Origin of the sequence: Sorangium sp. So ce367 (assembly GCF_051520455.1) — a bacterium.
In the GTDB taxonomy this organism is placed as follows: Bacteria; Myxococcota_A; Polyangia; order Polyangiales; family Polyangiaceae; genus Sorangium; species Sorangium cellulosum_B.
The window spans coordinates 9917604-9935427 of sequence record NZ_CP150334.1 but is presented as its reverse complement, the minus strand read 5'-3'; the positions used below and the strand labels follow the sequence as shown (position 1 = coordinate 9935427).

Here is a 17824-nt window from a genome sequence, read left to right as displayed (position 1 = left end):
ACGTGCACTCGACAGCCTCTTCGCGGCGCTCTCAGCAAATAGTATAGCGTCGCTATATACACGGCGTATAGCTGTGATATATTAACTCTCGCCGGCCGACACCGGCAGGAAGAGTGCAGAGATGGCCGAACTCATTTTCGTCACTGGAGGTAGCGGCTTCGTAGGCGCCGCCATCATTCGGGCAATGGTCTCCGCGGGGCACCGCGTGCGTGCGCTCGCGCGCAGCGAGGAGAGCGCCCGAACCGTTTCATCTCTCGGCGCCGAGCCGGTCCGAGGCGATCTCGACGACGAGCGGTCGCTCGCGGCGGGGATGCGCGGTTCGACCGTCGTCGTGCACGCCGCCGCATCGCTGACCAGCGGCGTACGCTATCGCGACCACGAACGGACGAACGTGGAAGGCACGCGAAGGGTACTGATCTGCGCGAGCCAGGCCAAGGCTCGGCGGTTCATCTACGTCAGCGCGGCGTCCATCGTCGTCGAGCCGGGCCGCCCTACCCACGGCGACGAGACGCTCCCCGTCGTGCATCACCGGTCGATGCCGTACAGCGCGACCAAGGGCCTCGCGGAGAGAATCGTGCTGGAGGCGAACGGCAGCGAAATGTCGACCCTCGCCGTCCGCCCTCCGTTCCTCTGGGGCGAGGGCGCACCGTCGATCGGGCACATCGCCCACGCGTTCCACGAAGGACGCTTCATGTGGATCGGTGGCGGCGAGTATGCCTACAGCGTTTGCCACGTCGACAACCTCGCAAGCGCGGTCGCCCGCGCCGTGGACCATGGCCTGGGCGGAAAGGCCTACTTCGTGACCGACGACGACGTGACGAGCATGCGTCAGTTCTTCACGGACGTGATCGAGGCGACGGGCCAACCGGCCAAAGCGCGGGCCGTCCCGTACTGGTTCGGAGCCCTGCTGGCGCGGATGATGGGCCTCGTCTTCGCGCTGTTCAGACCCGGCAAGCAACCGCCTCTCAGCCTCGAGACCGTTCGGCTGATCGGCAAGCGCCTCGAGCTCTCGAACGCGCTCGCGAAGCGCGAGCTGGGCTACGTGCCCGAGGTTTCGCGCGAGGTCGGCGTTTCGCGATTGCGAGCAACGGCGTCGAACAAGCTCGTCCGACACGGCTCGACGCACGCCGCGGCGCTCAGACGGCTCGGCAAGCCGTACGGGGACATCGTCGACGGGACGGAAAAGGGCTAATGTTCACCGCTCGGGTTCGAGTCCGCCAGCCCACGATCGCGATCGCAGCGGCATTTGTGATCGCCTCGATCTTGAATCCTCAAGCGGCCGGCGCGGTCGAGACGCCATCGGCGCAGCAGTCTTCCCCGCGCGTCCTTCCAGCTTCCGAGATTCTGTGGCCGCTGCTGCAATTGGTGCCCAGTCCTGAAATCACTTTCGGCGACGGGAGAGTGTCCGGAGGCCTTCGGTGGGAGCTCAGTCCATTTCTCTACTCCTTCGGACTTCGCGAGCCGAGGACGCGCGTTCGCGCATTCTTCGTCCCGCCTTCGGCTCGGTTCACGGGCTCATTCGAGCTCGTGGGATCGACCGAATACGCACCCGGGCCGCCTGAAACCAGCGCATGGGTCGGCCGACTGGGCGTGCGCATCAACGTGCCGCTCGTCGATCGAGGCGAGGCGCTGGCCTTGTCCGTGGGCACCGCGGCATTTCTGAACGATGGCCACGTGCGCCCGTCGTTCGACGTGGCCTTGTTGACGTTGTTCGGAACGTGCGGAGTGCGCGCCACATTCTCGCCGGAACTGGCGGGACGCCAGGTGATCGTGACCCTCGCGCTGAGGTTCTTTTGAAGTCGCTGCACGCCCTGCCGGCCGTCCTCCTGCTTGGTTGCGGCTTCCCTTTTACGTCGACAGCCCGAAACCTCTCGGCGTTGACGGCCACCTCATCGCCAGCGCCCGTGCGCTCGTTGCCCGAAACATCGGCGGCGGGCGTTTCGGTGCTCTGGGTGGGCCATGCGACCGTCCTCATACGAATGGGCGAACGCTATGTTCTCACCGATTCGGTATTCTCACACACCGTCGGGATGCTCTCTCCGCGCCTCGTCGAGCCGGGCATGCCAGTGAATGAAGTCCCGAAGCTAACGGCGACCCTTGTTTCGCACCCGCACTTCGACCACCTCTCGTTTTCGTCGCTCGACGCGCTCGGCGAGCGGACGGGCACCCTTCTTGTGCCTCCTGGGATCCTGGACTACCTGCCGAGGTTTCCTTTTCAGGAGCGTGGCCTCGGCACCTGGTCATCCATCGTCCTCGATGCAGTGAAGATTACGGCGGTACCCTTGCTGCATCCGGGCGGGCGATACGGTCTTGACGAATCCTCGTGCGACGACTGCGCGACGGGATTCGTGCTCGAACACAACGGATGGACGATCTACTTCGGCGGCGATACTGCTTACTCCCCGACCCACTTCGAGGAGACACACCGGAGGTTCCCTCGAATCGACCTCGCGATCCTCCCCATCTGCCCCATCGCTCCTCGCGACTTCATGCGCAAGACGCACATGGATCCGGGCGAAGCGCTTCGCGCCTACCGAATCCTTGGCGCCAGGTGGATGATGCCGATCCACTTCGACACCTTCATCAACTCCGACGACGTCAGGGGCGACTGCTTGAACGAGCTTCACGCGAGCATGGACCAGCTGGGCATCTCCTCGGACGCAGTCGTCGAGCTGAAAATCGGAGAGCGGCGCGTTCTTCTGGAGCGGATCGTACCTCGCGACAAGTAGCCTGGAATTCTCTGCATAGATGATGCATCCGCGACGGCGGCATGCTCTCCGCCGTCGGGATCGTCAGCGCGCGGCGCGGCTACGGGGGCGCATCGGCGTGCCGTGAGCACACGTGTCCGTCCGGGCGTTGGTGCCTGGCGAGGCGCTGGAACAACTCGAAGCCGGGGAAGGCGGTCGGTGGCTTGCCCACGGTAACCAGCACATTTGAGCCGGCCCAACTGCTTCACAAAAAGACGAGAGGCACCCGTCTCCTGGTGGACGTGGCTCCAAGAAAAGACGGGTGGCATCCGTCTCCGCGCCGGAGACGCCGCCCTCCGACCCCGCGATCCCTGGCCGGTCCTTCTCGCCGGCGCTCCGGCGTCAGCCTCCCTCCTCGATGCCGCCTGTCCCGTTCTCGTCGACAGCTCCAGATCGCCCTTCGCGAGGTGCGCGCGGCGATCGCTTCGCCCCCGTCGCTTTTGTGAGCCACCGGGACCCCCTCGCGACCACCTAGTCCAGTTCCCGTGGTCTTGCCCAGCGCAGCCCTCGCCCCTCGGCTCACCCTCGTCCGCCCGAGCCACCTGGCCGGCCTGGACGACGCCGGCCTCGCCCGCGCGGCCGCCGAGGGCCAGCCAGGCGCCGCCGGCGTCGTCTGGGACCGCTACGGCGCCCTGGTGCACGGCCTGCTTCGCCGCGTGCTCGGGCCGGGCGGCGACGTCGAGGACCACGCCCAGGAGACGTTCCTGCAGTTCTTCCGCGAGGTGAAGAACCTGCGGGATCCCGCGGCGCTGCGGCCGTTCCTCCTCGGCATCGCCGTGCGCGTCGCGCGGTCGGCGCTGCGGCGCCGGCGGCTCCGGCGCTGGTTCTCGCTCACCGACAGCGGCGCGCTGCCGGACGAGCCGGCCGAGGGCGTCGACGAGGGCGCGCGCGAGGCGGTCGCGCGGCTCTACGCGCTGCTCGACAGGCTGGACGACAGGGCGCGGCTCCTCTTCGTGCTGCGCCACATCGAGGGGCTGGAGCTCGCGGAGACGGCGCAGGCGAGTGGGATGTCCCTGGCCACGGCCAAGCGCCACCTGGCCAAGGTGACCGCGCGCGTCCACGCGATGGCCGAGCGGGATCCGCTCCTCGCGGCGTACGTCGAGCCCGTGGAGGAGGCGAGCGATGGCTGATCCGAGGCCCGGGGTTCCCCCGGAGGTCGCCCTGCGGCGGCTCGCGGCGCTGGCGCGCGAGGCGGGGGCGGCCTCGCCGGCGGACCGCGCGCTCGCCCGCGGCCGCGCGCGGCTGATCGACGAGGTCGAGCGCCCCGTGCTGCCGCTCGCGCCGCGGCGGCGCTGGCTCCTGCCGGCGGCGCTGGCGCCGCTGCTCGTGATCCTGGGCCTCTGGGCGCTGCGCCCGGCGGCGCGCCTGTCGTATCAGGTCGACGGGGTCGCGCCGGGAGACCGCGCCGACGGCGCGGCGCTCGCGGACACCTACGTGCGCGGGGGGACCAGCGGGGCGACGGCGCGCTTCAGCGAGGGGACGACCGTCCGCTTCGCCCCGGGGGCGCGCGGGCGCATCGCCGCCGTGACGGCGCGCGGCGCGCAGATCCACATCGAGGGCGGCGCCGCGCACTTCCGGGTCGCGCACCTGCCCGAGGCCGAGTGGGTCGCGGCGGCAGGGCCGTTCGCCGTCAGGGTGACGGGCACGGAGTTCGACCTGAGCTGGGAGCGCGAGCGGCTCGAGCTGACCATGCAGAGCGGCTCGGTCGTGGTCCGCGGCCCGCTCGTCGCGGGCGGCGTCGCGCTCCAGGGCGGCCAGCGCCTGGTCGCGGACGTGGTCCGCGGCGAGCTCACGATCGCGGACCTGAGCGCCGCCGGCGCGCGCGCGCCAGGAGGAGGCGCGCTGCGCGAAGCCGGCGCGCCGGCGAGGTCCGGCGTGCTGGAGGACGCCGGGGCGCCGGCCGAGATGGGCATGCTGGAGGACGCCGGGGCGTCGGCAGCGACGGGCGAGGCCGCCGGGGCGGGAGCAACAGCCGCGGCGGGAGCGCCGGCCGTGGCGGGAGCGCCGGCTGCGGCGGGAGCGACGGCCGCGGAGGGAGCGCCGGTCACTGCGGGAGCGCTGGCTGCGGCGGGAGCGACGGTCACGACCGATCCGATGGCGGCGCTCGCGCCAGCTTCGGCTGCGGTCCGTGCGCCCGCGGCGCCTGCGCCCGCCTCGGGGAGCTGCAGCGAGCATGTCGCCCGCGGCGACTTCGCCGGGGCGATCGCGGTGGCGGAGGCGCGGGGCATCGACGCGACGATCGCCGCGAGCCCGCTGCCGGAGATCGCCGCGCTGGCCGACGCCGCGCGCTACACGGGGCGGAACGACCTCGCGCGGCGCGCGCTGCTCGCCGAGCGCTCGCGCTTCCCAGGCTCGCCGGAGGCGCGCTCGGCGGCGTTCCTCCTCGGTCGCATGGCGGAGGCGGGCTCGCCTGCGACGGCCATCGACTGGTACGAACGGTACCTCGCCGAGTCGCCGGCCGGCTCGCTGGCCGCCGAGGCGCTCGGGCGGAAGATGATCGTGCTGCGCACCTCCCAGGGCGACGGCGCGGCCCGGCCGATCGCCGAGCAGTACCTCGCGCGCCACCCGCACGGGGCGTTCGCGGCCGCCGCGGCGGAGATCCTCCGCCGCCCATGAGGCGCAGCGGGTTCGGGCTTGCCCTTGCGCTGTGCGCCGCGCTCTTCGTGTCCCGGGAGGCGAGCGCCGCGGAGGAGATCGGCGTGATCGTGGTGCGCGCGCCGCACGCCGGGAAGGTCGTCGAGGAGGCCACGGTGCGCCTCGAGGGCGAGCTGCGCGCCGTGGGCTTCTCGGTCCGCTCCCTGGAGGGCGCGCCGGGCGTCGACGGGCGCGCGCAGATCGAGGGCGCGGGCGGCGTGTTCGCGGCCATCGCCATCCTCGAGACCGACGGCGGCGCCGTCGCCGACGCTTGGATCGCGGATCACGCCACGAAGGAGACGCTGGTCCGCCGCGTGGAGCTCGGCATTCCCGGCACAAGCAACGCGGCGAGCGATCTCGCCGTGCGGTCGGCGGAGCTGCTCCGGGCCAGCCTGCTCGAGCTGAGCGGCGAGCAGCGGCGCGAGCTGCCCGAGCGGGTGGCGCAATGGATCGCCGATGCGGCCGCGCCGGCGGGGCGCGAGGCCATCGCGCTCGACGCGGCGCTCCTGCAGCCGCGAGCGGCGGTCGCGCCCGCGGATCGAGCCACGGCGGCGCGCGGGCCGGCCGCGCCCGCGGGCGGATCCCGGGCGGCGCGCGGGTCGGCCGCGCCCGGGCGGCCCGACCCCGGGAGCGCCGCGCCCCGGGCCCCCACGGCGCCCACGTCCGACGAGCGCCGGCTGAACGTCGAGGCGGGGCTCGCGGCGCTCGCCGGCGACGTCGGGATCGTCCCCGGGCCCTACTTCCGTGTGGGGCACGATCTGACGGCGAGCGTCTCGCTGCGCGGGACCCTCGTGCCGGCCGTCGTGGCCAGGAACCTCGACGCTCCCGGCGGGCGCGTGGCGGTGCGGCAGACCGCGGCCATGCTCGGCCTGGCATACGCCGCGGGCCCCGAGGCGTGGCGGATCCATCCGGTGATCTCGCTCGGCGCGGGCGTCTACCATGTGACGGTCGCCGGCCGGGCGAACCCTCCTTATCGCGACCGGCGTCAGAGCTGGCTCACCGCCGGCGTCTCCGCAGGGGGCGGCGTCGGCGTCCGCGTCTTACCGTACCTCGCCGTCCACGCGGCGCTCGACGTCTTCGTGCTCGCAAGAGAGCCTGTCTTCACCATCGCTGGTGCGGAGGTGGGCCGCACGGGGCGCCCGGCGCTGCTCCCGAGCCTCGGCCTGCGGGTGAGCTTCTGAGTCGCCGGATGGTTCTGAATCGTTGATTTTGGTGAGCCACGGAGAGGAGCTCGCGCCCACTTACCAGAGCGAGGCACATCCCGGCTTCGCTTCGAGAGGGAGAGTCATGCGTCATCATCTTCTTTCGCGCCGTCCGCTGCTCGCCGTCGCAGGGCTGTTCTTGATGCAGGCCGCGTGCGAGGTGCGCTTCATCGAAGGGGTCGACTCGCCAGAGGAGAGCTCGAGCACGGGGGCGTGTGTCGAATGTTGCTCCTCCTCGACGGACTGCGCGTCCGGAGGCAGCGCCGTGGGCGGGTCGAGCGCCGTGGGCGGAGCGAGCGCCGTGGGCGGAGCGAGCGCCGGCGCGGTGTGCGGAGACGGCGTTGTGGACCCGGAGTGGGAGCAATGCGACGACGGCAACACGGCGGACGGAGACGCGTGCTCGAGCGACTGTCAGCTCCGCGCAGCGGGCGTGGGCGGGTCGAGCGCCGTGGGCGGGGCGAGCGCCGGCGCGGTGTGCGGAGACGGCGTTGTGGACCCGGAGTGGGAGCAATGCGACGACGGCAACACGGCTGACGGAGACGCCTGCTCGAGCGACTGCCAGCTCCTCGCAGCGGGGGGCGCGGGCGGGGCGAGCGCCGGCGCGGTGTGCGGAGACGGCGTTGTGGACCCGGAGTGGGAGCAATGCGACGACGGCAACACGGCCGACGGAGACGCCTGCTCGAGCGACTGCCAGCTCCGCGCAGCGGGGAGCGCGGGCGCGGTGTGCGGCGACGGCGTGGTGGAGCCGCCGCGGGAGCAATGCGACGACGGCAACACGGCTGACGGCGACGGGTGTACGAGCGATTGTCAGATCGGCCCGGCATAGCGCCGTGAGCCTCGTGGGGCGGCGCGGCCCGCCGCCTTCAGCCGATCACGGCAGCACCTTGCGCGTCGGGCACTCGCCGTCTCCCTGGAAATCGCCGAGCGTGCGCGCCTGCGCGACGACGTAGTCGTACGCCGTCTCGATCGGGTCCCCGGGCACGGTGATGTTGTACTCGTCGCCGAACACGTCGGTGGCGCTCACCTGCTTGAGCTCCTCGATCGTCGTCTCGCCGTCCCCGTCGAGGTCGCAGTCGGCGATGTACTGCGCGTAGCGCTTCGTCAGCTCCACGCCGGTGGTGATGTTGTCGAAGAACCAGTGATCGCCGTGGATGGTCGGCTTCACGGCGACCGTGCCGCTGGTCGGCACGCCGAAGCCCGTTATCCCGTCCTCGGTCGCGCAGTCGTCGAACGACGTCCCGGCCGAGAAACCCCAGCGGAAGCGCACCTCCTCCGCGGGGACACACGTGTCCCCGGGCGGCGGGCACGACTCGCCGCCCGCCTTCTCGATGACGCCCTCGAAGAACACCGAATAGCCGTTCTCCACCATCAGGGCCACGTCGTCCTCCTTGGTCGGAGGCAACGTCTTCACCCCCTCACGCGCGTTCGGGAGGTCGAACCCGAAGTGGTTCCAGCGCACCGCGCTCACGTCCTGGAACTCCGCGATCACGTACCGCGTGGCCGGGGCGTTCTTGAGGTCGAGGACGAACACCGAGGGGTCGACGAGCGTCTCGCCCGCGTCCGTGCGCCCCGCGCGCACGTTGCCCACCGTCACGAGGAACTGCGTGTACGTGACCTTCCAGCCGTCGGCGATGTTCTCCTCTCCCGTGCCCGGCTCGAGGCCCTCCGGGATCGTGTCCTCCGGCTCCACGAACACCTGCACCGTGCCGGTCTCCGACGTCGCGCCGTCGTCGCCGCACCCGGCGACGAGCGCGAGCGCGCAGGCCGCCACCACGAACCCTGTTTCTCTCATTCTCTGCATGATCGAGCTCCTGAATCGTCCGGAATCCGCCGTGATCCGAGCGAGCGCGCACGGGCGCGCCCGGCGAGCACAGGCCCGCGCTGCGTCGCGCGCCCCGCGCCCGCGTCGTCTCTTGTGATGAGGCCGAGGGGGATCAGGCCGCGGGCGGGGAGCTCTTCGGCGCCAGGATCAGCAGCGGGATGGGCCGGACCTCGGACGAGGACCGGAGCGAGGCCGGACAGAGCACCTCGAGCAGCGTGGCCTCGGCCACGGGGTGCACGGGCGCGCCGAGCTGGCCGCGCAGGGCGAACACATCGCAGTGGTCGTCGTCGAGGTGGCCCTCCGCGGCACGCTCGGCGACCTCCGCTCCGGGCGAGCGGCGCTCGGCGACCTCCGCTCCGGGCGGGCGGCGCGCGGCCTCGTACAGCGCGGCGGCGGCGGCGACGTGCACGAGCTCGCCGTGCTCGCAGCGCGCGTGGCGGACGAGCAGCGCGTGCGAGAGGCCGCACAGCTGCGCGAGCAACGCGAGCACCACGAGCCAGCGGGCGCCCCAGCCGGCGCGGGGGAGCGCCCGCGCCGGGCCGGCGGCGGCGCCGCCGCGACGGCGCCTCATGGCGCGACCGCCGCGTCGATCCAGCGGAGCTCCGGCAGGCGCTGCGCGGTCATGGCCTTGACCAGCACGTTGTGCGCCTGCGAGCCCGGCGCGATCGCGACCTCGGCCGCGCCGCCCGTGGCCAGCTCGTCGAAGTCGACGCGCGCGATCCACGCGGCCACGTCGAAGCGGACCACCAGGCGGACCGGCTCGGCGCCGACGCGCGCGTCGAGCCCGATGCTCGGCACGGCGTTCTGCCCCGGGTTCTGTGGGAGGGCGTCGACCTCGGCCACGAAGTCGAGCACCTGCGCGCCCCGCGTCGCGCGCCCGCGCAGGCGAGCGGAGTGGCCGCCGGGGGCCTCGGGCGCCGGCGTGGGCTTCGCCTCGGTCAGGAACCAGTGGACGCCGTAATCGAACGACGCGCTCTGGATCCGCCCCTCGAACCCGTGGACCCGGCCGAGCGGCTGGGGGGCGGGATCGAGCAGGTCGACGCGCGCGATCGAGATCATCTCGGCGACGGCGGCGTCGCAGAGCGTCGCCGCACCGCCGGACGCGGAGCAAAAGTACACAGGCCCGAAGGCGATCGTCGCCTCCTCTAGCTCGACCGTCCACGCGCGCGCGGCGATCGCGCCGGGAGGCGCGGCCTCGGCGATCGCGTCGTAGGAGACCTCGGGCTGGCTCGTGTCGGCGCAGCCGATCGCGGGCGCCGCGAGGAGCAGGAGGAGGGCGCTCGGCGCTGCCAGGCGGTCGTTCATAGGGAGAGCGTCACGTTGCCGAGGATCGTCAGCGGCGGCCCGGCGCTGATGTGCCGCGCCGGCAGCCGCGACGGGACCGGCGTGGTCGGCCAGCTGGAGACGAACGAGTACTCGGCGTCGGCGTACTCGGCGTCGAGCAGGTTCTGCGCCTCGACCCCGACCTCGATCCAGGGCCGAGACGGCGCGTCGCCGCCCCCCGCGCCAAGGCGCCGCCGGAAGGCGAGGGACGCGTCCATCACGAAGACCGGCGCGGCGCGCTGCGCCCTCGGCAGCGGCTGCGGCGAGAGGAACGTCGCGCCGTAGCCGAGCCGCCCCTCGACGGGCGCGCCGCCGATCGCGACGAGCTCCCGCCGGAGCGAGAGGTCCGCGCGCACCACCACGGGCGGCACGAACGGCAGCGGCTCCCCCGGGACGTACGACGGGCTCGGGTCCTCGGGCGTCGGCGCGGGCGGCGCGTCCTTCGTGGCGTGGGTGAACGTCGCGCTGACGGTCGAGACCAGCAGGGGGCTCGGCGCGGCCTGAAAATAGAGGACGACCCCGCGGCGGGTCGTCGGCCCGATGAGGCGCATCCTCCCGCCCTCGGTCGGGTCGGCCTCGACGTCCTCGGAGAGGCGCGTCTCGTAAGCGGCCGCGGTCGCGCTGAGGCCCCCGCCGGGGCGGAACGTCGCGCCGACCTCGTAGCTCCTCACGGCCGTGAACGGCGCGTTCTCCCCGTCCTCGAGCCACAGCGCCTGCGGCGAGCGGTAGCCGTGGCCGTAGGACGCGGAGAGGCGCAGCCGGGGCAGCGGATCGACCTCCAGCGTCGCCCGCGGGCCGAAGGCCACGCCCGCCGCCGTGCGCCGGAACCCCACGATGTGCGTCTCCTTCTGGGCCGCCGGGATGAAGTTGCCGAGGCGGTCGTCCACGTCGAACACGAGCAGATCGGCGCGGAGGCCGCCGCGCAGGCGCGCCCAGCGCACCGGCTCGAGCAGCACGTCGCCGTGCACGCCGATCCCGGTCAGCTGGATCGAGGCGTCGATGCGCCGATCCCACGTCTCGTTCTGGGGTTGCTGGACGAGGTTCTGCGCCTGATCGATCCAGTCGGTCTGCACCTCGGCGCCGAGCGCGGCCTGGCCTGTGAGCCAGGAGGTGACCGGGGCCTCGGGCGTGCTGTAGGTGAAGCCCCCGCCGAGCGCGGCGTCGTGGTTCGACTGCTCGAAGAGGTCGCCGCGGCCGGTCCACGCGGGGCGCTCGCGCGAGCGCTGCATGAAGCCGGTGAAGTTCATCCGGCTCCGGTACCCGGACGCCATCGTCCAGAGCCACGCGCTCTTCCGGGAGCCGTCGTCGTCCGCCCGCTCGACGAGGAGCGCGAGCTGGAGCCGGGTCGCCGCGGCCGACTGCGAGCGCGCCGAGACGTCGGGGTAGGCGTCGTGGAAGTCGACGCGCCCCGCCTCGATGTCGTCCCGCCGGAGCACGCCCGCGAGGTTCGCGCGGGCGCCGTGCGCCGCCACGTGGAGCAGCGCCGAGTACTCGTCCGGCAGCGGCACGCGGTACTGGCCGATCGCGCCGCCCGAGACCGCCCCGCGCGTGCCGTCGCCGAAGCCGTCGGTGGCGCGCACCGCCGCGGCCCCGAACGTGTCCTCGGACTGCGCCTCCGGGGCCCAGATCGCGAGCAGCCGCCGGGTGCCGAACGAGCCGAGCGTGCCCTTCAGCAGGAGCCCGCGCTCCTCGACGCCGAGGTCGAAGTACGCGCTGCCCGCGATCGCGAAGTCGCCCTGCTGCGGATCGTAGACGCCCTCGACGACGCGCAGCGACCGCACCACCTCCGGGATGATCACGCCGAGGTCGGCGTAGCCCTGGCCGTGCACGTGCGAGCGCTGGTTCAGCGGGATCGGCCCGACCCGGAGCTCGATGTCCTGGCCGTGCTCGGCCTCGAAGCCGCGCAGGAAGATGCGCTGCGCGACCGCGTCTCCCTCGGGGTGCGCGATGTGGACGCCGGGCGCGGTGCGGAGCAGGTCGGCGGCGGTCGCGTGGGGCGCGGCGGACAGCGCCGCGCGGCCGATCCGGAAGTCGCTCGACGCGCGCCGCGGCGGGTTCGGCCGGCCCTGCACGTGGATCTCGATCGGCTTGCCGGGCTCGGCGACGGCGTGTGGGCCGGCGACGCCGCCGGCGAACTCCTCCACCGGCGCCGGCGGGGCCTTCGGCGGCGGCGCCGGCGCGGACGCGGGCGGCGCGGGCTCGGCCGGCGCCGGCGCGGGCTCCTGCTCGTGGGGGCCGGGCGCGAAGTGGAACGGCACGCGGATCCGCGCCCGCAGCGGCGCGCCGCCGCGCATGGCCGGCGAGAAACGCCACCGCCGCACGGCCTTCATGGCCGCGTCATCGAACGCCGCGCCTCCGGACTCGGCCACGACCGCGTCGCTGACCGTGCCGTCCTTCTCGACCGTGACGAACAGCGTGACCGTCGTGTCGATGCCCTCCGCGAGCCGCTCGGGCGGGTACTCCGGATCCACGTGCTCGAGGATCTGCGGCGCCACGGGCGCTTCGGGCCGCGCCTCAGGCTGCCCGAGCGCCAGCGGCGCGGCGAGGGCGGCCGCGGAGAGGCAGCAGAGGAAGGACGGCCAGCGCATGAGCAACCGAGCTCAACGCGACTACCACGCCGCACAGCGGCGCCGCAAGCGCCGCACCGCCGCGCGGCGCGCGCAGACGACGGTGACGGAAGCGCGCGACGTCCGCGCGCCTCCTCGGCTCCTCGGCTCCTCGGCGACACGTCGCGCCGGTGCAGCGGCGGTCTCGCCGCGGGGCGCGGGGCCGTGTATCGTCTCGTCATGCCGAATGAGACGCTCGTCCAGGCGGTCAAGACCATCGTCGCCCTCGCGCGCGGTGGCGACCTCGACGCGGCCTACAAGGGATACCGCGACCTCTTCCAGAAGCCGGAGTTCCTCAAGCAGCGCCCCGAGGATCAGCGCCAGGTGCTGCGGCTCATGATCCTCGCCAAGGGCGTCCCGTCGACGCCGACCGAGGCGATGATCGACGCCCATCGCGCCGCGGTCCCCGCGCTGACCGAGCTCGTGTCGATCCACGGCGATCCCGGCGACCACGAGCTCCTCGGGCTCTGCCACGTCGTGCTCGGCAACGTCGAGAGCGCCGACAAGATCTTCCGCGCGGGCCTCAAGATCGAGCGCGAGCGCAACCCCCAGAGCGATCTGTGCGGCACGCTGATGAAGCGGATCTCGCTGCTCTAGTTCGCGCTCGTCGGGGACGGGACTAGTTCTCAGCCGCACCCGTCCTGGTAGGATGGCCCCCGGGCGCCATGACAGCGCGCCGTCAGGGAGTCCATGCACGTCATCGCGGTCGCGAGCCAGAAGGGCGGCGTCGGAAAGACCACGATTTCCCTCAACCTCGGGCTTGCCCTCGGGCGCGCGGGCAACCGCGCGTTGATCCTGGAGCTCGACGCGCAGGGGAGCCTCGGGCTGTCGCTGGGCCTCGCCGATCGCGCGCGGCCGGGCGTCGCGGAGCTGCTCACGGGCGCCGAGCGGCTCGAGTCGGTGCTGCTCCGGACGCGCGAGCCAGAGCTCCAGGTGCTCACCGTCGGCCGGGTCGATCCAACGACCGTCGCGGGCTTCGAGGACGCGCTCGCCCGCGGGCCCGTGCTCCCGAGCGTGCTCGCGCGGCTCTCGCCGGACTTCGACATCGTGGTCGTCGATTGCCCCGCCGGGCTCGGCAAGGTCACGACGCGGGCGCTCGAGGTGGCGACCCACGCGCTCCTGCCGCTCCAGGCCGAGCCGCTCGCGCTCCGCTCGATCGGCCAGCTGCTCGCGGTGATCGATCGCGTCCGCGCCGAGAAGAACCCGCAGCTGTCGCTGCTCGGCATGGTGCTGTCGATGTTCGACCGGCAGGCGTCCGCGTCGCTCGACGTCGCCGAGACGCTCTGGACGAAGTTCCCCGACGGGATCATCCTCGACACGGTCATCCCGCGCGACGAGGCGTTCCTCGAAGCGTCTCTCCGCGGGGCGCCGCTCCTGCTCATGCAGAAGCGCCCTCCGCCGCTCGCGCGCGTCTTCGATCAGCTCGCGAACGACGTGCTGGTTCGCCTGGACCCCACCTCGCCGGACGATGACGATGGCCCGATCTCGCTCCTCCTTTGATGTCGACGGCGCCGTCGTCACCGCGGCGGCGCTGGTCAAGCGGTCGAAGTCGCGGAGGCCTCGGGCGGCGTCGGTCGCGCCCGCGGCCGAGCCGCTCGTGTCGTTCGAGTCCCGGCCGCCGTCCTCGCGGGCGGAGCCGGAGCCGATGTCCTCGTCGCCGCTCTCGCCGTCGTTCGAGGAGCTCGCGCCCTCGAGCGATCTCCTGCCCCTGTCGAGCGCGGGCGTGGGCGGCGAGCTCGGGCTCCGGGGCGCGCTGCCCTCGTCGGCCGACGACGTCGACTCGCGGCGCGGCTCGCCGCTCGACCTGCGGCCCCTGGGCTCGCCGCCCTCGTTCGCGGCGGCGCGCGAGCCCCTCGAGGAGCGGCTCGACGGCGCCATCGAGGCGCTCTCGGCGGGCCGCGCGCCGCGCTTCCCGGACCTCGCCGCGGCGGGCGGGCCGGTCGCGCGCTGCGAGCGGGTGATCGAGTGGATCGCCGAGGCGACGGGCGCCACGGACGTGTTCCTCGCGGACGCGGCCGGGCTCCCGTTCGCCGGCGCGATCCGCGACACGGAGGCGAGGCTCGCCGCCTCGGGCCTCATCGCGTCGGCGATCGGCTCGCTCGTCGCTGCGCTGCCCGGCGCCCCGTCGCAGCGCTTCGAGCTCTGCGTCGGCGACGGGCCGTTCTTCCAGCTCATCGGGTTCCAGGTGCGCTCCGCCGCGTACATCGTCGGCCTGATGCGCCCGGGCCCGCTCACGCCGCGCGAGGCGCACGCCGTCCGGATCGCGTGCCGTCACGCGATCGACGCCGCGGTCGGGGTCGTCGGTTGAGCGCGGAGCACGGCGAGCCCTCGTTCGGTCGTGGCCTCGCGGCCGGCGCGGGCGCGCTGGACGACGACGACCCGCTCGCGCCGATCGCGCTCGACGGCATCGGCTACGGCGTCGGCGGCCTCGACGCCATCGTCGTGTTCCACCTCGGCGACGCGCGCGTCCACGCCGTGTTCGTCCGCGAGGGCGCGGCCCTGTCTCCGAGCGACGTGGCCGCGGGGCTGCGCGACGCGTACCTCGGGAGCCAGCTCGCCGCGCAGCGGCTCGTCCCGGAGCGGGAGGGCTCGATCCGCCCCGCCCGCAGCCGCGGCGCGCGGTCGTCGAGCAAGCCGCCGCGCTCGCAGGGCCGCGCGGACGAGCTCCCGGACCCCGTGGTCACGCTGGAGCTGAGCGGCCGGACCGTCCTGCTGCGCCGCGTCCGCGCGTGCGTCGTCGCGAGCCTGTTCGACGGCACGATGCCGCTCGGCATGGCGCGGCTCGTGGCGCAGCGGCTCGCCGCGACGCTCGCGCCCGAGCTGCCGCTCGAGGAGCCGCCCGAGGAGATGCTGAGCGACCCGTCGGGGCTCTTCGAGGAGCCGCTCAGCGCGGACACGGTGGACGATCTCGTGCGGGGCGTCGCGCGCTCGGCGCCGCCGAGGGGCTCGTCCAGCATCCCGTCGCGCCGGACCAGCGGGACGCCGCCGCCCGTCGATCCGCCGTCGGCCGAGGTCACGCGGATCCAGCGGCTGCTCGCGCTGCTCGAGGCGCGCGCGCCCGAGCCTCACGTGGCGCGGCTCCGGCTCGCCCTGCGCGCCGGGCTGACGCCGCTCGCGCTCGAGCACCCTGACGGGCTCGGCGCGGAGGCGATGGTGCTCGTCGAGACGGCGGTCGCGGACATCCTCGGCCTGGAGCGCGCCGCGCTGCGGAGGCTCCTGTGACGGCGCTCCGGCACGGCCTGCGGGGCCGCATCGACGGCCCGCTCGGCGATCTGGTCGGACCGATCGTCCCCCACGGGCTGCTCCACGTGGCCGATCAGCTGGTGATCGCGCACTCCCACCACTTCGCGCTCTTCCTGGAGCAGACGATCTTCGACGCGCTCGGCGGGGAGAGCCGCGGCGTGCGCCGGCAGGCGGCGTTCGAGGCGGCGCACGCGCTGCTCGGGCCGCTGTACGAGGACCGCCACGGGGCGTCGCCGCGGGAGAAGCTCGAGCTCGCGGGCGAGCTGTTCGCCGCGATGGGGCAGGGGCGTCTGCGGTTCGAGGTGAGCGCAGAGGGCGGCGCGGTGCACGCGGACTCGCTCTTCCACGGGACGAGCTTCCTCGCGAAGTACGGCGGTCGGATCCAGAACCGGCTGGCGGTGGACGCGTTCGCCTCGGGCTACTGCGCGGCCGCGGCGAGCCTCGCGTTCCCGTCCGACTGGGGGCGGCTCGACGCCGACGAGGTGACGTGCGTCGCGCGGGGCGACGCGGCCTGCACCTTCCTGCTGACGCGGCGGTCGGAGCGGCCGCGCTTCGGCGAGGCGCTGACGCGCAAGCAGATCGAGGCGGCGCGGGTGCGCTGGGAGCCCGAGGGCGGGCCTCTCTCGCGGGCGCAGCGCGTCGAGGGTGCGATGCTCGAGGAGATCGGGGCGCTGCGGTCCGACGAGCGCGGGCTCATCTCGGCGTACGGGGTGAACGTGGCGCTCTTGCCGGTGGGGTACATCGATCAGAAGACGTTCGACACGGTGCACCTCATCGAGCGGCGGTCTCCCGAGCTGGTCCCTGTGTTCGAGGCGCTCGTGCGGGAGGCGGCGCAGACGGGCGCGTTCCACCTGCTCGGGGGGATGCTCTCGTCCTCGTCGTTCGAGGCGGCGTGTGGTCCGGTGGGCAGGGACCAGCACGAGCGCCTGGAGCAGCTGCTCGGGCTCGCCCGCGCGCTCGGCTGGGGGGCGTTCTCCGCGCCGGAGTTCCAGCCGGGCCGGGCGCTCGTGCTGCGGGCGCCGATCACGCACGAGAGCGCGTATTACGCCATGAAGCACGGGTCCACGGCGCGGGCGCGGCTCCTGTTCCAGCAGGGGACGGCGCTGGCCATCATGCAGCTCCTGCACCGCGTCGATTTCGGGACGGTGCGGCCGATCGACGCCGAGACCTACGGTGGGCTGTTCAAGATGGGGACGCGGTTCCGCGTGCAAGAGACGAAGTCACCGCTCAGGGGGGATGGCGCGTGCGAGGTGCGGGTGGAGGCGGTCGAGGACAGGTGGTGAAGGCGGCCGCTCCCTCCGCTGTCGCTGGCGCGTCGTCGTCCGAGCCGGCGGGAAGGGCGGCTCGCTCGCCGCGTGACAGCGCGTTAGACTACGAGGAACGAGGTCGACCATGGCCGAGCCCGCGCGAAAGCTGACGTTCACGTTCGCCGAGTACCTCGCCCGCGAGCAGGCGAGCGAGGCGAAGCACGAACATGTGAACGGCGAGATCTTCGCGATGGCCGGGGGCACGCCGGAGCATGGGCTCATGGCGGTCAACGTGGCCAGCGTGCTCCGCAGCCAGCTGCTCGAGCGACGCTGCCGTGTGTACAACTCCGATGTACGGGTGCGTATACCGGCGACAGGGCTCGCGACGTACCCGGACGTCAGCGTGGTGTGCGGGGGGCTGGAGCGCGATCCTCAGGACGAGAACAGCATTCTGAACCCAGTCGTGTTGGTGGAAGTGTTATCGCCGAACACCGAGGCCTACGACCGTGGCGATAAGTTCGCCCATTACCAGGCCGTCTCCTCGCTGCGCGAGTACGTGCTCGTCTCGTACCAGAGGCGGCGCGTCGAGGTGTTGCGCCGCAATGACGATGGCACCTGGACGCTCCACGACGTGCGGGAGAGCGGCGTCGCGGAGCTGTCGTCGATCGGGTGCCGTCTTCCGCTCGACGAGGTGTACCGGGGCGTCTTCGAGGAATCAGCGGGAGAGGCGGGGTGAGCGGAGGCCCGGCGGCTCGGCTCGACCGTGCTGTGCGGACCGGAAGTACGGCGGTGCGTGGATCGGGCTGCGGACGGAGGGCGCGTCACTGGCGCCTACCCGGTCCGACCGCCGGAGCGCTTCGTGGTGCCCGGCGAGGCTCGTTTCCGGCTGGCTCGGCGCCGAGCTCACGGCAATGCGAATACGATAGAGATGATTGCCGCTCTTGATCACGCAAAGCCCGAGGCGGTCTTCGCCCGCGGGCAAAGCGAAGCATGAGGTTTT

The 17824-nt window shown here is 73.1% G+C and carries 17 protein-coding genes; 13 read left to right on the top strand and 4 right to left on the bottom strand.

All coding sequences use genetic code 11. The annotated features are described in order from the left end of the window. The first annotated feature begins 121 nt into the window (after positions 1–121). The 7 genes from WME97_RS37660 to WME97_RS37630 all read left to right on the top strand — a co-directional run bounded on the left by WME97_RS37660 (position 122) and on the right by WME97_RS37630 (position 7409). Entirely contained in the window at positions 122–1192 is a 1071-nt protein-coding gene (locus WME97_RS37660) for an NAD-dependent epimerase/dehydratase family protein (RefSeq protein WP_437544923.1), read from the top strand. Continuing rightward, positions 1192–1797, top strand: a complete 606-nt coding sequence (locus WME97_RS37655) for a hypothetical protein (RefSeq protein ID WP_437544922.1) — start codon at positions 1192–1194, stop codon at positions 1795–1797. Before WME97_RS37660 ends, WME97_RS37655 begins: the two co-directional genes overlap by 1 nt. Continuing rightward, positions 1794–2729 (top strand): MBL fold metallo-hydrolase, encoded by a 936-nt coding sequence (locus tag WME97_RS37650; protein ID WP_437544921.1) that lies wholly within the window; start codon positions 1794–1796, stop codon positions 2727–2729. The genes WME97_RS37655 and WME97_RS37650 overlap by 4 nt, the downstream gene beginning before the upstream one ends. 503 nt (positions 2730–3232) lie before the next feature. Next, complete coding sequence (locus WME97_RS37645) at positions 3233–3877, top strand: RNA polymerase sigma factor (RefSeq protein ID WP_437544920.1); 645 nt, start codon at positions 3233–3235, stop codon at positions 3875–3877. Further along, positions 3870–5363: a FecR domain-containing protein gene (locus WME97_RS37640; protein WP_437544919.1), complete on the top strand. Its 1494-nt coding sequence runs from the start codon at positions 3870–3872 to the stop codon at positions 5361–5363. Before WME97_RS37645 ends, WME97_RS37640 begins: the two co-directional genes overlap by 8 nt. After that, a complete protein-coding gene (locus WME97_RS37635) occupies positions 5360–6562 on the top strand; it encodes a hypothetical protein (protein ID WP_437544918.1) in 1203 nt (400 codons plus the stop codon). The genes WME97_RS37640 and WME97_RS37635 overlap by 4 nt, the downstream gene beginning before the upstream one ends. A gap of 106 nt (positions 6563–6668) precedes the next feature. Continuing rightward, on the top strand, positions 6669–7409 hold the full coding sequence (locus WME97_RS37630) for a DUF4215 domain-containing protein (protein ID WP_437544917.1): 741 nt from the start codon (positions 6669–6671) through the stop codon (positions 7407–7409). Positions 7410–7454: 45 nt separating this feature from the next. Here the strand turns inward: WME97_RS37630 and WME97_RS37625 are convergent, their stop codons facing one another. The 4 genes from WME97_RS37625 to WME97_RS37610 form a co-directional block, all read right to left on the bottom strand. Further along, positions 7455–8384, bottom strand: a complete 930-nt coding sequence (locus tag WME97_RS37625; protein WP_437544916.1) for a hypothetical protein — start codon at positions 8382–8384, stop codon at positions 7455–7457. Between the two features lie 133 nt (positions 8385–8517). Then, a complete protein-coding gene (locus WME97_RS37620; RefSeq protein ID WP_437544915.1) occupies positions 8518–8976 on the bottom strand; it encodes a hypothetical protein in 459 nt (152 codons plus the stop codon). Next, positions 8973–9710, bottom strand: coding sequence for a hypothetical protein (locus tag WME97_RS37615; RefSeq protein WP_437544914.1), 738 nt, complete (start codon positions 9708–9710; stop codon positions 8973–8975). The genes WME97_RS37620 and WME97_RS37615 overlap by 4 nt, the downstream gene beginning before the upstream one ends. Continuing rightward, complete coding sequence (locus WME97_RS37610; RefSeq protein WP_437544913.1) at positions 9707–12316, bottom strand: TonB family protein; 2610 nt, start codon at positions 12314–12316, stop codon at positions 9707–9709. The genes WME97_RS37615 and WME97_RS37610 overlap by 4 nt, the downstream gene beginning before the upstream one ends. Positions 12317–12514: 198 nt before the next feature. Between WME97_RS37610 and WME97_RS37605 the strand changes: the two genes are divergently transcribed. The 6 genes from WME97_RS37605 (at position 12515) to WME97_RS37580 (ending at position 17560) form a co-directional block, all read left to right on the top strand. Then, positions 12515–12931 carry a hypothetical protein gene (locus WME97_RS37605; protein ID WP_044966617.1) on the top strand — a complete coding sequence of 139 codons (417 nt, stop codon included), beginning with the start codon at positions 12515–12517 and terminating at the stop codon, positions 12929–12931. 93 nt (positions 12932–13024) lie between these two features. Beyond that, a complete protein-coding gene (locus WME97_RS37600) occupies positions 13025–13834 on the top strand; it encodes a ParA family protein (protein WP_012239668.1) in 810 nt (269 codons plus the stop codon). Further along, positions 13809–14642 carry a hypothetical protein gene (locus WME97_RS37595; protein ID WP_437544912.1) on the top strand — a complete coding sequence of 278 codons (834 nt, stop codon included), beginning with the start codon at positions 13809–13811 and terminating at the stop codon, positions 14640–14642. Before WME97_RS37600 ends, WME97_RS37595 begins: the two co-directional genes overlap by 26 nt. Beyond that, positions 14639–15556, top strand: coding sequence for a hypothetical protein (locus WME97_RS37590; protein ID WP_437544911.1), 918 nt, complete (start codon positions 14639–14641; stop codon positions 15554–15556). The genes WME97_RS37595 and WME97_RS37590 overlap by 4 nt, the downstream gene beginning before the upstream one ends. After that, entirely contained in the window at positions 15553–16860 is a 1308-nt protein-coding gene (locus WME97_RS37585; RefSeq protein ID WP_437544910.1) for a hypothetical protein, read from the top strand. The genes WME97_RS37590 and WME97_RS37585 overlap by 4 nt, the downstream gene beginning before the upstream one ends. Positions 16861–16969: 109 nt before the next feature. Then, positions 16970–17560, top strand: a complete 591-nt coding sequence (locus WME97_RS37580) for a Uma2 family endonuclease (protein ID WP_437544909.1) — start codon at positions 16970–16972, stop codon at positions 17558–17560. Positions 17561–17824 lie beyond the last annotated feature (264 nt).

Excerpts from the sequence above, each read along its gene's own strand:
- WME97_RS37660 (WP_437544923.1), top strand. The coding sequence starts at position 122 with ATGGCCGAACTCATTTTCGTCACTGGAGGTAGCGGCTTCGTAGGCGCC.
- WME97_RS37655 (WP_437544922.1), top strand. The coding sequence starts at position 1,192 with ATGTTCACCGCTCGGGTTCGAGTCCGCCAGCCCACGATCGCGATCGCA.
- WME97_RS37640 (WP_437544919.1), top strand. The coding sequence starts at position 3,870 with ATGGCTGATCCGAGGCCCGGGGTTCCCCCGGAGGTCGCCCTGCGGCGG.
- WME97_RS37635 (WP_437544918.1), top strand. The coding sequence starts at position 5,360 with ATGAGGCGCAGCGGGTTCGGGCTTGCCCTTGCGCTGTGCGCCGCGCTC.
- WME97_RS37630 (WP_437544917.1), top strand. The coding sequence starts at position 6,669 with ATGCGTCATCATCTTCTTTCGCGCCGTCCGCTGCTCGCCGTCGCAGGG.
- WME97_RS37625 (WP_437544916.1), bottom strand. The coding sequence starts at position 8,384 with ATGCAGAGAATGAGAGAAACAGGGTTCGTGGTGGCGGCCTGCGCGCTC.
- WME97_RS37620 (WP_437544915.1), bottom strand. The coding sequence starts at position 8,976 with ATGAGGCGCCGTCGCGGCGGCGCCGCCGCCGGCCCGGCGCGGGCGCTC.
- WME97_RS37615 (WP_437544914.1), bottom strand. The coding sequence starts at position 9,710 with ATGAACGACCGCCTGGCAGCGCCGAGCGCCCTCCTCCTGCTCCTCGCG.
- WME97_RS37610 (WP_437544913.1), bottom strand. The coding sequence starts at position 12,316 with ATGCGCTGGCCGTCCTTCCTCTGCTGCCTCTCCGCGGCCGCCCTCGCC.
- WME97_RS37605 (WP_044966617.1), top strand. The coding sequence starts at position 12,515 with ATGCCGAATGAGACGCTCGTCCAGGCGGTCAAGACCATCGTCGCCCTC.
- WME97_RS37600 (WP_012239668.1), top strand. The coding sequence starts at position 13,025 with ATGCACGTCATCGCGGTCGCGAGCCAGAAGGGCGGCGTCGGAAAGACC.
- WME97_RS37595 (WP_437544912.1), top strand. The coding sequence starts at position 13,809 with ATGGCCCGATCTCGCTCCTCCTTTGATGTCGACGGCGCCGTCGTCACC.
- WME97_RS37580 (WP_437544909.1), top strand. The coding sequence starts at position 16,970 with ATGGCCGAGCCCGCGCGAAAGCTGACGTTCACGTTCGCCGAGTACCTC.